This is a genomic window from Cognatishimia maritima, from assembly GCF_900129685.1.
Taxonomy (GTDB): Bacteria; Pseudomonadota; Alphaproteobacteria; order Rhodobacterales; family Rhodobacteraceae; genus Cognatishimia; species Cognatishimia maritima.
This window is the reverse complement of the sequence record NZ_FQWM01000013.1, coordinates 1-14382: the sequence shown is the minus strand read 5'-3', so window position 1 is coordinate 14382 and position 14382 is coordinate 1. Positions and strand designations below refer to the sequence as shown.

Sequence of the window (14382 nt, the reverse complement as noted above, 5' to 3'; positions counted from 1 at the left end):
TGACCTGCTGCCCGCAATCTGGACCGTTCTGAGCTGGAATTTTTCAATTATGATCCCGAGAGTGGGAGAAGGAGAGTTCCATGAAGAAGAGCAAGTTTACGGAAGCGCAAATCGCGTTTGTGTTGAAGCAAGTCGAGGAGGGCACGAGCATTGCTGAGGTTTGCCGCAAGACCGGGATTGCGGAAGCCACGTTTTATAACTGGCGCAAGTAGTATGGCGGGCTGATGTCTTCTGAGATGAAACGTCTCAAGATGTTGGATGAGGAGAACCCGGGGTTGAAGCGTCTGGTGGCTGACCTTTCTTTGGATAAGGCAGTGTTGCAGGACGTTATCAAACGAAAGCTCTGAGTCCTGCCCGTCGCCGAGAACTGGTCGATGATCTCCGCGCCGTTTGGGGCGTCAGCATCCGGCGTGCCTGTGGCGTGTTGCGGGCACATCGCTCGACCTACCATTACAAGGCACACGGCGACGAGCAGGCCGAACTCAAAAACCGTATCAAAGAGATTTCAGAGACGTTTGTGCGCTATGGCTACAGGCGCACCCACGTCCTGTTGGGGCGCGAAGGGTGGCTGGTGAATGCCAAGCGTGTCTACGTCTCTACAACGAAATGGGCCGGCAACTGCGGAACAAAACGCCGAAACGCCGGGTCAAAGCCAAGCTCCGGGAGGATCGTGTGGAAGCAACTCAAAGCAATGAGACTTGGGCAATGGACTTTGTGCACGATCAACTGGTCACAGGCCGCAAAATCCGCGTGCTGACCATCGTGGACACCTTCTCGCGGTTCTCGCCTGCGACTGATCCGAGGTTCAGCTACCGAGGCGAAGATGTTGTCCAGATGCTTGAGCGAATATGCGGCAAGGTCGGATCCCAAGTCCATTCGTGTCGATCAGGGATCGGAGTTCGTCTCGCGTGACCTGGATCTTTGGGCCTACCAGCGTGGCGTCGTTCTGGACTTCTCTCGGCCAGGCAAACCGACAGATAACGCCTTCATCGAAAGCTTCAACGGCAAGTTCCGAGCAGAATGTCTGAACCCGCACTGATTCATGAGCCTTGACCACGCCCGGTCAAAAATGGAGGAGTGGCGTAGGGACTACTACTAAGTGCGTCCTCACAGCGCAATCGGAAACAACCCGCCGATCTCGCTGATGAATGGCTCAGAAACGCAACAAGCACCCTGAGCCCCAACCCCTGGAAAATCTCTAGCCGGGTGGTCCGAACAAGGGGAGCGGCTCAGTCCTCCGTTTCCTAAACATAGCGGCGGACCACTTCAGTGGGGGAGGATCTTCCGAACGCAGCCCGGATTATGACGTCACGGCGATCAACAAGTCCGACCGCAAGGTGCGCATTGGCACGGCCTGAAACGAGACCGGCAATACCAGTGGCAACCCCTACATCTCGATGCAGCTCGATGTGTCTGACGTCAGCGCTTTAAGCCTGTAGTGTATTTGGATCTCCCAGCCGGCGACTCAGGCCGTGCGGGTGGATGCGGTCAGCTTTGCGAGCGCTTTGCATTCTCTTCGAGCGCGGCTTGAAGATCAGCTTCCGTTGGGAATCCGATGATGATACCTGCCTTGGCTTCATTTAGATCCTGCCCGCGCCGCTCAACCTCGGCATCAGACATGGTGGTGCGCTGGCTGATGCGCCGGGTCCATTGGAAGAACAGTGCCTGCAAGCGGTCACATTCGGTTGCATAGTCGGGATCGCCGCCCAAATCCCGGAATTCGTCCGGGTCGGTTTCCAGATCGAACAGCATCGAGCGGAAGCCCTCGGCAAAAACATACTTCCAGCGCCCGTCAAACAACATCGTCAGCCGGGCATCGGCCACACTGACCCCAAGACGGCGGCGCACCTGGCGAAAAGAGTAGTCGTATTCTGATACGACGAAGTCCCTCAGGGTGTCCTGTTTGCCATGCAGGAGTGGCAAGAGCGATTTACCCTCAATGATGTGGGGCACTTCCGCGCCGCCGAAATAGTCGAGGAAAGTCGGAGTCAAATCAACGGCCTCGACAAGCGCGCCCGAGACGGTGCCGCGGGTGGCGTCCGCCACGGGGCTTGGGTCTACCACGATGAGCGGGATGCGGGCCGATGGATCGTGGTACAGCTCCTTTTCACCGAGCCAGTGATCGCCCAGATAATCGCCGTGATCCGAGGTGAAGACGATCATCGTCTCGTCCGTCAAACCCTTGGCGTCCAGATACGCCATCAGCACACCCATCTGGTCATCGATCTGCTTGATCAGGCCCATATAGGCGCCGATGACCTTGGCACGCGTGGTCTCATTGGTGAAGGCTTTGGAGACGCGCTCCTGCATGAAAGCGCCAAAGACCGGATGCGGGTTGTCCTGCTCGACTTCACTGCGCAGCACCGGAGCGTGCGTCTCGGGCGGGTACATATCGTGATAGGGTGCAGGCACGATGTAGGGCCAATGGGGCTTGATGAAGCTCAGATGCAGGCACCAGGGTGCGCCTCCGGCCTCCTCGATGAAGTCCATTGCGCGGCGGGTGATGTAGGGGGTTTCGCTTTCCTCGCTGGCCGCTCGGGCCTTGAGGTCGGAATTGTCTAAAAACCAACCGCTGAGGATATTGCCTTCTTCATCCTCACCGCTGTTTGTCACACTATCCCAAGGATTTTCGTCGTCCCAGCCGCGCGACTTCATATAGGCATCGTAATTCTCATTACGCTTGCCATAGCTGGTGTTGGGGTGCAGCCCGTCATCGCGCTCATAGGGTTCAAACCCGCACTCCGATACCAGCGCCCCGATGGTGCTGTCGGGCGCAAGGCCGAGGCGTTTCATCCCTTCGGCATCGGCGACCATATGTGTCTTGCCACAAAGAACGGTACGCACGCCAAGGGGGCGCAAATGATCGCCCAATGTCATTTCGCCCACCTTCAAGGGGATGCTGTTCCATGTCGATCCATGCGAGCTGACATAGCGCCCGGTGTAAAAGGACATCCGCGACGGGCCGCAAATGGGCGACTGGACGTAAGCGCGATCGAACCGGACGCCGCGCTCGGCCAAAGCATCGATATGAGGTGTGTCGAGGCCGGGGTGGCCGGCGCAGGACAGATAATCCCACCGAAGTTGATCACACATGATAAATAGGACGTTTTTAGGCATGGAAGGATCCGGGATCAGTCTATCAATTGGGATTGGCAATGCAGCCGGGGCTTGCAATAGCCCCGGCCTGTTTTATTAGCCTCTGGCGGCTTCGGGGATATCGACACCAAGCTCTGTCAGGGCGCGCAGGGCCCCCGGGTGTAGGGCGAGGTTGATGTCCTGCACGGCACCTTCGGGTGTGATCGCACGCAACCATGGCGATGTATCTCCGGCCTCTGCGACGCCGGCATAGAATGCCTTTGTCATCTCATAGATCATGTCTTCGTCAGCGTTTTGGTTGGTCACGATCCCAACAGTCACGCCAAGGGTTGTGACATCGCCTTCGTTCAGCTGGTTGCCACCATAGATGCCGGCGGGCAGAGTTGCGGCGCTAAAACCCGGGCGACCAACAAGCGCCTGCACGCCCTCGGTCTCAAGCTTGTCGGCGGGAATGCCGAGGAAGCGGATCTCGTTGGTCACTGCGATCTGGGTCAACGCCGGGCTGGGCGCGTTGGTCGGATTGCAATAGACGTCGATGTTGCCGTCTTGGAACGCTGCGGCGGCCGCGTCCCACCCAAGGGTCACGGCTTCGTAATCGGTGCCTTCTTCAAGACCGGCGACAGCTTTGAACAGACGCGCCATTGTGGTGAAGGCCGCACCGCCGGGAGGGCCTAGGAAGACGCGTTTGTCTGCGATCTGGTCCATGGAGGTGATGCCGGAATCCCCGTAGACGGCGATGTGATAGACGCCCATCGGGAAGTTCAACAGCGTGCGCAGATTCTTGACCAGTTCAGGGGCCTGTTCGATCTTTTCATACATCGCCGCCTGACGGCGCATCAACGCGTGGATAACCGGCGAGGACATGCAGAAGTCGCTGCGGCCCATGGCCACTTCGAGAACGTGGCGTGTGGCGGCCCCGGTTGCGTTCAACTGGATCTCGTAGTCTGGCAAGGCACCGTTTACTATGTTGGCGAATGTCGTCATCACAAGGTTGGGGCTGGTGCCCGGACCAAGTGTGGACATACGCAGCAGTTCCTTGGCGAAGGCCGCGCGGGGCAGAGCCGCGATGGTAGCGGCACTTGCGGCGGTTCCCAAAAGCGAACGGCGGGTTAGGGTTGTCATGGTGTTTTCCTCCTCTGGATTTAAGATTTTTCAGGCAAAATGACGGTGCCGAATTTGACGACGGACCACATCGCGATGGTGGCGACAGCAGCGCCCCAGGCCACAAGCGGTCCCATGAACAGCAGCGCAAAGGCCAGCGTCAGCCCGATCGGTGCATAGCGCGCCTTGCCTTTTGCCGGGTAGCACGCACGCGAGATGTGCAGCACGGCGAGGGCCACGAACAGGATCGACTGCGCGGATTCCACCAGTGGGTATCCGGTGCCCAGCAACATTGCGGGCTGGTAGATGAACGCAAACGGGATCACGAAACCGGGTAGCGCCAGCCGGGAGGCCTCGACCGCCGTGCGCATTGCACCGGCCTCGGCAATGGGAGCGGCGGCAAATGCAGCAAGCGCAACGGGTGGAGTCACCGCAGACAGAACGCCAAAGTACAGCACGAACATATGCGTATGGATGATCGGCACGCCTAGTTTTTGCAGCGCAGGGCCCATGACTAGAACAATGATGAGGTAGGCCGGAACCGTCGGCATCCCCATGCCGAGAAGCAAACAGGCCAGTGCCATGAGTAGCAGCGAGACCGCCAACTGTCCGTCCGCATAGCTGCCCACGAGGGAGGCAAACCGCAGGCCAACGCCCGTCAGGTTCAGAATGCCGATGATGATGCCGACTGCGCTCACGATCACCACCAATTGCGCGGAGATCATGCCCGCCGAGCGGATGAACTTGAGCCATGAAGCGGTGTCTGTCAGAAGCGACGGTCTCAAGGCAAAACCGAACACGGTGGCAAAGGCAACGCCAATGAAACCGGCATAGGCTGGGGACGATCCGCCGACCATGGCCACAACAATGGCCGTCAGCGACAGCATGAACACGATGATCTTGGCGACCTCGCGCCAGTCAAAGCTCAGCTTGGGCTGTTCAGATATGTCTAGGTCCATATCGCGAGCAGCACTGGACGCCGCCATGAACAGGCCGGCGTAATACAGGATGGCGGGTACGGCGGCGGCGACACAGATTGCCAGGTAGGGTTGGCCGGTTACATCGGCCATGATGAAGGCAACCGCGCCCATGATGGGTGGCGTTATCTGCCCGCCGCTGGAGGCGGCAGCCTCAACTGCGCCGGCGAAATGCGCTTTGAATCCGCGCTTCTTGATCAGCGGGATGGTGATGACACCGGTGCCGACCACGTTCGCGACGGCGCTGCCGGAGATCGTGCCGAACAGACCGCTGGCAATCGTGGCAGCGGCAGCAGGGCCAGATCGGACCCGGCCCGTGGCGGCAAGAGCGAGTTTGACCAACACCTTGTCGATGGTCAGGAATTCCAGGATGGCGCCAAAGATAATGAAGATCAGGATGGTCGACACTACCGTCGCCATTGGGCGTCCGAAAACACCATCGAAAGAATACCAAAGCACTTGGATCAACTCTTCGGCCGTCATGCCCGCATGGCGCATGAAACCTGGGGCATGCTGTCCCAACGCACCATAGATAAGAACAAAAGCCGCTACACAGGCCATGACCATACCAACGGACCGACGCGTTAGTTCGATCACGGCGATCAATCCCAGCGTCCCAAGCCAGATGTCGGATGAAGTCAGGAAATAAAGACCGGTTTCAATCTCCGCTGCCGCTCGGAAGTATTGATAGACGGCGACACCCAGAAACGCTGCCGTGATGAGCGCCAAGAGCTTCCCAATCAGACTTTGGCTGACTTCGATTTGCGCCAGCAGGATCAGCAGACCACCAACCAGAAGCATACCCACCCGAAGATAAGACTCGCTGAAGACACCAAACACCGAGACGTAGAAGACGACGGCGATGACCAGGGCACACAGAACCAGGTTCAGTCCGGTGGCGGATTTTGACAGCACGTCCTGCATTGTTCCCTCCTCCTCGAAATGCGTCGGCCCTGCTCCCCACCGGATCAAAGCGCAAGTTCCGATTAAACTAGACATTCAGTAAGATACGGTCGAACATGAGTTTCACCAGGTGGAACGCACGATGAAAACCAATCGCTCTGTTGAACGCAGTATGAAAATACTCGAAGTTGTCTCAGATAGCGGCGTGTGTTCATTAGCTTTTTTGGCCGATCAGACCGGTTTGCCAAAGCCAACAATCCTGAGAATCTGCGCGACATTGCTTGGTCAAAGATGGCTCACGCAGAGTCGCAGCGACAGCCGCTACCGCATCGGATCGGGATTTCCACAACTTTGCAGCGCGCCCGATTCGATTGATGCGCTTGTCGAAGCCGGAACTGCGCAGATCATGGATATCTCCGAAGAAACCGGCCTAGGCGTCGATTTGGCGGCAGCCATCGGGAACGGGCGTGTCGAAATCGTTGATACGACGCGGCAGTACAGCAAGCATGGTATTTTCCCCGATTGCATCGGGTATCGCCCCTCCCCTTTCAGATCGGCATTGGGCGGTGCCTTCCTGTCGGCTCTGCAGCCGAAGGAACTCATGGAATTTTCGGACACTCTGACAGCCAATACTATGGGCAAAGATCGCGCGGCGGCTTTGCAGCTACCGTCCAAGCTGAAGGACATCCGCACGCGGGGCTTTGCCCGCCGCGAGCCGGGGTATTGGGGCCGAGCGGTGGATTATGGCGGTATCCCGAGCGCCATCGGGGTCGCGGTTCGCTCTGGTGATCAGGCTGTGGGGGCGTTGAGCCTTGTCTGGCTGGCCGAGAGACGCAGCGTTGACGACGTGGCTCAGGCACACCTGGGGCGGCTCACCGCGACCGCAAAGGCCATCGGCGAGCATTTTGCACCTTGGGGTCCTTTGCGGAAGGAGGCGAACTGACTCTCTAAGGGATTTTAGCAAAGCCGCCATTCGCACACGGCGCCGCGGGTTCAACGAAAGAGCCCAATCTGCTCAATGCTAAGACACGAACAAAGGTCCGCTGTGCGGGGTAATATACTTTGGCCAGTTACGCTGACGGTCTCTTTCTAAATAGTGGAAGAGTATCTAAGGATACCTCTGGCACAGCCCACAAAACATCCATTTTATTGGAACAAAAAATTACTGTCGTTCGGATCAGAATGAATGATTGGATGGAAATGCCGTAGCAAATATGTTCACGTATAATATAGCCTATTTCGAGAAGGGTTGGCCACTGATCCCTCCGCTCAACTGGTCCGCCTCTAGCGTTCGCATTTTGAGAAGACGATATAGCAACCAAACTACAAAAGAACCTCTGATATTTATTCAAAACGATTTGTCCGAAATGCAGAAACATCCATGTTATGAGTTCGACCCTCCAGTAAGTCTGCTAGAATTTCGCCGGATTTTGGCGCCATCATGAGCCCATAGTGTGAATGTCCGAAAGACGCGAAAAGGTTGGGATGGGAATTGAATTCACCAACCATCGGGAGACTATCTGGGAAGGATGGCCGATGTCCGTGCCAGAAGGAAACAGTGGATGTATTAAGCTCCGGCGCGATCGCTTTTGCCTGCCTTGTCATTAGAGCCTGCCGATTGGCGTCGGGTTGTGCGTCAATTCTACAAAACTCGGAGGCACCTGCGAGACGTAAGCCACCGGACATTGATGAAGCAACTACTTTGGCATCAATGTCCATTACCGAATTTTGGATCGATACACCCGGATTCTTAAAGTCAACGTGATACCCACGTTCTGCCAACAGCGGAAGGCTTATCCCCAATGGCCTCAATAGCTTGGCGCTCCACGCACCTGTCGCAAGGACCAACTTTTGCGAAGAAAATTGACGGTCTTTGCATTGAACAACCCAACCGTCTCCGGTTTGGTACAAAGCCTGCATTTCGCCCCGCTCAAAGGTCACGCCCAGCTTTTGGGCTTTATTAAGCAAGGCCAAAGCTATTTTTTCCGGAGAACGCGCGCGTGCTTGATTCTTAATCAGAACCGCCGCTTTGAATTCCGGGCCCAAAGCAGGCTCGATTTCATGCAATTCCTTATCGGCTACAAATTCAATCTCTGCGCCAAATTTTCGGCGCATGCTGTAATCGATTGCCGTCTTGTCCCAACGTCTCGCTTTGGTTTCACTGCGAAAGGCGTGGACGTACCAAGAGTCTGCAAGAAAGTCCTCATGGTCGGTGCCTTTCAGGTGGCGGCGATAAAGTTCGATTGAAGGGTTACACAGAAGTGACATCGCCTCTGAAACCCTTTCGACCTTGCTAGGGCTTGTGTTGCGCAAAAAACTGATACCCCACGGTATGAGTTTTGGGAACTGATTGACCCGAGCTTTAAGAACCTGGTGACGCCCAAGCATAAGACCAGGAATTGATTTCCAAATACCGGGTACGGCTTGTGGTAGGACGGACCAAGGAGAAATAATGCCCGCGTTGCCATAGGTTGCGCCCTGCGCGGGCGCATCCTTATCAATAATACGAACTGTGAAATTCCGCTCGGCAAGGGACAGGGCGGTGCAAATGCCAACCAACCCTGCTCCAACGACTGTGACTGTTTCAGTCATTTTCTAGGCCGGTGCCCCCTCTTTACGGCGAGTTATGACTTGGGTGATAACTGCAGGGCTTGCGATCAAAAGGGCGGCTAGGTCTGCCTGCAGACTTGGCGCTATGAACACGATACCTGCAATGGCTAGTAGGATCCGGTAGATCCGCCCCAAAGGTGCAAGCCAGTAGCCTACGACCGAAGCTGATAGTGCGATTACACCTGCAATACAGCTGGCGGCAGCATAGGTAAATTCCCACAGATCAAAGCCTGTTGAAGACACAATCAGCAGAACAGGCGCATAGACGAAGGCCATCGGTGCAACAACTTTCCCCAAGCCCAAAGTAAAGGCAGAAATGCCTGTCCGGAATGGATTGGAGTTGGCAATCGCGGCCGCGGCATAGGCTGAGGTACAGACCGGCGGCGTGATTTCAGCGACAACACCGTAATACAGTACAAACATGTGGCTTGCGATCGGAGGAACACCCAATTGCGCAAGTGCAGGTTGCGCCACGGAGACCAACATGATGTAAAGTGCTGTGGTCGGAATACCTGCGCCCATCAGGATACAAGCGAGAGCAATGAAAACGAGGCTAATAAACAGCGTCAGATCTTCGATGGCAAAGAATTCAAATCCTGTCAGGCTAAACAGGTTATAGATATCCGAACCTAAGCTCGATGCACCCTGTGTCACCATAAAGCCGATGCGGAAACCGATGCCGGTGGTGTTGATTACACCAACAACGATGCCGACAGCTGCAGACGCAGCACCCACTGCCAGTGCATATTTCACTCCGGTTTCAAAGGTCTCTGCCATTTCGCTCAGCGTGATGCGTTTTTGTGGATTGAACGTGGCGATCGCCGCACCTAGCACCAACAAGGCCGTGATGATCGGTCCAAAGCCGCCATTACTGAACTTCCAAAGCGCAAAGGCTATGAAGGCGGCGGAATAGATCAATGTGATCGGTTCACGACGGCGCGACATCCCTGCAATGATCGACAGTGAGATTCCGCAGAACGCCGACATAAACGGCGTGTAGCCGTTAAACAGCACGATCAAGAGCCCCATCAATGGAACGATATTGGCCCAACCCTCTCTCCAGACAGCTTTGAATTTCGGTAGCATGTCTGTCCCAAGGCCTTTCAACTTCAGGCGACGTGCCATCAGGTGAACGACAGCGAAGACTCCGACGTAGTGCAAAATAGCAGGGAAGATCGCAGCAATGATGATCGTTGTGTAAGGCAACTCAAGGAACTCAGCCATGATGAAGGCCGCGGCTCCCATGATGGGTGGCGTTATTTGTCCCCCCGCTGATGCGGCGGCTTCAACACCCCCGGCAAAGTGGCCCGGATAGCCCAATCGTTTCATATTTGGGATGGTCAGCGCGCCAGTCGAAACTGTGTTGGCTACCGATGAACCTGAGATCGTGCCAAAGAAGGCAGAGGACACCACGGATACCTTGGCGGGACCACCTGTGTAGCGACCTGCCAGGATGGTGGCGTTGTCGATAAACAGCTCGCCGAGACCAGTACGTTGCGCAATCACACCAAACAGAACGAAGTGGAAAACGATTGTCGAAACGACCCACAGTGTAACACCGAAGATGCCTTCCTGGGGAAAATACATTGACGACACAAAGGTGCGGAACTTCACGCCAGGGTGTTGGAGAATGCCTGGGAAGATTGGCCCAAACAGAGCGTACGCCATGAAAACGCAGATAATCATGGGCAGAACCCATCCCAGGGTCCGACGCGCAATATCCAGCACCAGCAGGATCAGCACACAGCCGAAGAACATGTCGTATTGGTTGGGCGCACCCATCCGGAACGTCTGTTCCTCGATGCCCAAGAACGGGATACCGCGCCACGCAAGACCCAGATACAGGGCTGATGAAACACCTAGGATCATCAGGATCACATCCAGATACGGGACACCTCCAAGTCGCAATGATCCGGTTTTCAGATCAAAGGACGTTGGCGTCTTCACCATCGGGAACAGCGCATAGGTCAGGATAAAAAGACCAGCAAGGTGCCAGCCCATGTGCCAATGATCAGGCGGCAGCGAAAAGCCCGCTGTCAGGTAATGGTATATCGCAAAAGACAACGCGACAAATCGCAAAACCTTTGCCAAACCCGGGCTTACCTGGCGCGTTGCAGCGCCTTCATCATACTTCTTTTCAATAGCTTCTAGCTCTTCAGCCGTCAGCTCTTGTACTTCGGTATTTTGTGAGGTGTCACTCATGACTTGTCACTTTCTGCCACCAAAGGCTTCAACATTGCGACGCTCAAAGTGGAAGCAATTCGCATGGAGCTTGGTGGGTTCATCTGTAAGCCGAGCATTCGGCTATTTAAACCGGAAGGTATCACCGGGCCGCAGGCCCAATGTGCCGAAAAATTCGGGCGACAAGTCATAGGACCTGCCGCCCAAGCTATTTCTGAAACCAGGAGAACCTATTTCAAAAGACCTGCTTCACGGTAGTATCTCTCAGCACCTGGATGAAGAGGGACCCCAAGTGCTTCCACACCGTCAAGCGCGGTATCGGGCGTGATCTGCTTGCCTTTCGCATGGCCGTTGTCCAACAGCTTACGCGTGTTGTTGTTCCACAAAGCTTTGGTGATACCGTAGACCAGCTCTTCGTCGAGCTCAGAGGACACAACCAGCATCGCGGAAACCGCAGGGGTTTTCACGTCGTAGTCAACACCTTCGTAAACGCCAGCAGGAATGCCGGATGGGATGTAAGCTGGAACTTCGGCGTTGATTTTCGCCATGTCGTCGTCAGTGAAGCTGTGCAGTTCCATACCTTTGGTGGATGCCAGCTGTACCATCGCAGCAACAGGCCAGCCTGCGGCATAGAAGTAAGCGTCGAGCTGACCGTCAGCCAGACGTTCAGCAGATTGGGATTGATTCAGCTCTGCTTCATCGTAGTCATCACGATCCAGGCCCCAAAGTGCAAGCATTTTCTCAACGGCAACCTGTGTACCGGAACCAGCCTGCGCGATACCAACACGCTTGCCTGCAAGATCACTGAGATCGTTGATCTTGGTGCCTTTGGCCATCACAAGGTGCAGATCTTCTGGGTATAGGTTTGCGATGATACGCAGGTTCGGGTGTGGTTTACCTTCGAACTTGCCTTGGCCCAGATACATGTCACGTGTGGAGTAAGCGCCAGCCAGACCAGCTTCCAACTCGCCATTTTGAACAGCTGCGTTGTTGAAAACAGATGCGGTTGTGGACTGGGCGATCGCGATCAGGCCCGGAACACCACATTGGCCGCCTTCATCACAGGCGCGAGAGCCTGGAGGAGAAGAGATACCGTTCGCAATGATGCCGCCGATTGGGAAGTATGTACCACCAGCACCACCGGTGCCGATGCGGAAGAATGTTGGGCTTTGAGCGAATGCAGCGCCTGCCATCAGTGATGCGGCCAGCAGCGCACCAACGATCTTTGTGAACTTTTTCATATGTTAGTTCCCTGTTGATTTAGAGTTACGCGGATTCTTCGATCCATAGCTTTATGCTAAAACGACAAAACATAATTGCAAATTTCAACTTCTTGCAATTTAATAAATACAGCTTATGCTTTGGTATGAACTTTCAACAACTCAACGCCTTTTGCGAGGTCATGAAAACCGGCTCGGTTTCTCAGGCCGCCCGTAACCTAGGCCGCACTCAGCCAGCGATTAGCCTTTCGATCAAAAGCCTCGAAGACCTCTTGGATCTAAAACTATTTCTCCGTGACGGACATAGTCTGCATGCTGTTCCTGAAGCACAGTATCTTTACGTTGAGGCCCAAGAATTTCTGAACCGGCTCAATGCCGTCAAAGGCACAATGAAAAGCCTTGCCCAAGGCCAAAGCGGTGCTTTGAATGTCGCAGCGATGCCTGGTCCCTCCACTCTGGTGTTTCCAGAATTTGTGGCGCAAGCCATTAAGAAAAATGCCGATATAAAGGTCTCACTGTCATCTAGATCCACGCAGCAAATCCGCGAAATGGTGGGTGCACAGACCCTAGACTTTGGATTTGCAGATGCGATTGAAACCGCGGAACCCAATGCGCTGTATTCCGAAGAGAAGGTCACCGCTAATTGCCTCTGCGCTATTCCTACGAGCCATCCACTCGCGCGCAAACAGCATGTGTCTGTAAAAGACTTAGACGGAGTCCCTCAGGGAACTTTACAAGTAGGCCACCCATTGTTTGAGCGTGTCAGAGACACGTTCGCTCAACACGACGCTAAATTCGTGCAGCAAGTCGATAGTCAAATCGTGTTACCCTTGATGCAATTTGTTCAAGAAGGTCTTTGCTGCGTCATCAGTGATCCTATTTCAGCGTTTACTCAAATCAAAATGCAGAGCGGAAACGATGCGATTGTTTTCCGTCCTCTTGTTGAAGACATTCCGTATTGCTACGCTATCCTGACACCACGATACCGTCCGATCTCACGTACAGCCGAGGCTTTGGTAAGTGGCTGGCGTGATCACTTAGCGCGAATTCTACAAGAAATATCAAATTTGTCGCGAGAGTAGATTCCCTTTTATCCGAGCGGCCAACCGAATTGTTCTTCGGTGGAACAGGCAACCCGGCATCCTAGCGCTGCACGACAGATTCCCCACACGAGCCGTATGCCAGTAAATCACGATGGCGGCCAACAAATTGAAAGCGGCCATTCGGTAGTGCTTGCTTTAAACGGTTCGATCCCTGATCTCGCCCTGACGTCCGATCCTGAGCGCATTCTTCAATGCGTGGTGTGCCTCGCCCTTGTTCAGCCCGATTTGCACCCGGCGCTGCATGTCGGTGTTCAGCGCCCAATCCATCATGAACAAAGTGCGTTCGACCCGTCCGACCTCACGCAAGGCGACGGCGAGATCATTCTGACGCGGATTTGACGCTAGTTTTCGCAGGATCTGGCGTGGCGCGATGGTTCCTGCGGGCATGGTCGCGGCGATCCGCAATATTTCGGGCCGGTTTGAGGCAATCAACCCTTCCCGTATTTTGCCACCAACCATCCCTTTCAGGTGGGACGGCGTGGTGCCGGGTACAAAAACGTAGAACTGTTTTGATGGCAAGGCCCTAATGCGTTTGATAAACCGGTGAACAAGGATCGAAGTCACGGCAAATACATGGTCTGTGAACCCGTCCGTGTCGGCATATTGTTCTTCGGTCCGCCTACCCACGTCGCTGTTCAGCAATCCATCCAATATGTAACGTGCCTCGCTGACGGAGGCGGGAATGGTTAGAGATGCAAAGGGCGTGAACTGATCGGAAACACGGGTATAGGCTTTCAAGCCCGGTTCGTTTCCATATTTTGCATTGATCAGATTCATAGCTTCGCGCTGGCGGAAAGTAGAGAAAAACCGTCCGCCGCTCGATGCCGTAAGACCCATACCTCAAAACCGCGCAATCGGAAGATCGCTTTGGGTGTCCACAACGCTGGCTAGCGCTCGGCCATATGCATCGCTTTCAATGTGCCAGCGGGAAATACGCATAAGTTACCGGAAATCGTGGGAATTACTGGCTTCAGCCATCTTGCTCAGCCCGAGGTTCCGACCCTCGGCCAATGGCACATTCATCAGGCCGATATTGTCTTTCGTTGGTACACCGGAGCGCAAATGGGTGAACGCATCAGTGAATCGGGTCGCTTCGTTTATCTCTCGCATGGTGTCGGTGATCCGCGTATCTGGAATACGTTTGTGAAGTTTGAACAAGGGATCGGCTGCGTCGGAAGGTGTTCTCATTGG

Annotated in this window: 8 protein-coding genes and 2 pseudogenes; 3 read left to right on the top strand and 7 right to left on the bottom strand. The window is 55.0% G+C overall.

Features of this window, described 5'->3' with window-relative positions:
• Window positions 1–80: 80 nt before the first annotated feature.
• Window positions 81–1177: pseudogene (locus tag BUA39_RS17020) on the top strand (IS3 family transposase).
• Window positions 1178–1488: 311 nt separating this feature from the next.
• On the opposite strand, the gene BUA39_RS16525 reads toward BUA39_RS17020, so the two are convergent.
• The 3 genes from BUA39_RS16525 to BUA39_RS16515 all read right to left on the bottom strand — a co-directional run bounded on the left by BUA39_RS16525 (window position 1489) and on the right by BUA39_RS16515 (window position 6098).
• Entirely contained in the window at window positions 1489–3117 is a 1629-nt protein-coding gene (locus BUA39_RS16525) for an alkaline phosphatase family protein (protein ID WP_072794336.1), read from the bottom strand.
• A 75-nt stretch (window positions 3118–3192) separates the two neighbouring features.
• Entirely contained in the window at window positions 3193–4218 is a 1026-nt protein-coding gene (locus tag BUA39_RS16520) for a TAXI family TRAP transporter solute-binding subunit (protein WP_072794335.1), read from the bottom strand.
• A gap of 20 nt (window positions 4219–4238) precedes the next feature.
• On the bottom strand, window positions 4239–6098 hold the full coding sequence (locus BUA39_RS16515; RefSeq protein WP_072794334.1) for a TRAP transporter permease: 1860 nt from the start codon (window positions 6096–6098) through the stop codon (window positions 4239–4241).
• Between the two features lie 121 nt (window positions 6099–6219).
• Here BUA39_RS16515 and BUA39_RS16510 point away from each other — a divergent pair, with 121 nt between their 5' ends.
• The gene (locus BUA39_RS16510) at window positions 6220–7020 is read left to right on the top strand and encodes an IclR family transcriptional regulator (RefSeq protein ID WP_072794333.1); all 801 of its coding nucleotides are present in this window, start codon (window positions 6220–6222) and stop codon (window positions 7018–7020) included.
• Window positions 7021–7421: 401 nt separating this feature from the next.
• Here BUA39_RS16510 and BUA39_RS16505 read toward each other — a convergent pair whose 3' ends face one another.
• From BUA39_RS16505 to BUA39_RS16495, 3 genes are all read right to left on the bottom strand, one after another.
• Window positions 7422–8669 carry an NAD(P)/FAD-dependent oxidoreductase gene (locus BUA39_RS16505; RefSeq protein WP_072794332.1) on the bottom strand — a complete coding sequence of 416 codons (1248 nt, stop codon included), beginning with the start codon at window positions 8667–8669 and terminating at the stop codon, window positions 7422–7424.
• A 3-nt stretch (window positions 8670–8672) separates the two neighbouring features.
• Window positions 8673–10889 carry a TRAP transporter permease gene (locus BUA39_RS16500; RefSeq protein WP_072794331.1) on the bottom strand — a complete coding sequence of 739 codons (2217 nt, stop codon included), beginning with the start codon at window positions 10887–10889 and terminating at the stop codon, window positions 8673–8675.
• Between the two features lie 209 nt (window positions 10890–11098).
• The gene (locus BUA39_RS16495; protein ID WP_072794330.1) at window positions 11099–12109 is read right to left on the bottom strand and encodes a TAXI family TRAP transporter solute-binding subunit; all 1011 of its coding nucleotides are present in this window, start codon (window positions 12107–12109) and stop codon (window positions 11099–11101) included.
• Window positions 12110–12162: 53 nt separating this feature from the next.
• On the opposite strand from BUA39_RS16495, the gene BUA39_RS16490 reads away from it, so the two are divergent.
• On the top strand, window positions 12163–13170 hold the full coding sequence (locus tag BUA39_RS16490) for a LysR family transcriptional regulator (RefSeq protein WP_084605062.1): 1008 nt from the start codon (window positions 12163–12165) through the stop codon (window positions 13168–13170).
• 51 nt (window positions 13171–13221) lie between these two features.
• Here the strand turns inward: BUA39_RS16490 and BUA39_RS16620 are convergent.
• Window positions 13222–14382: pseudogene (locus BUA39_RS16620) on the bottom strand (Tn3 family transposase); the annotation flags it as partial.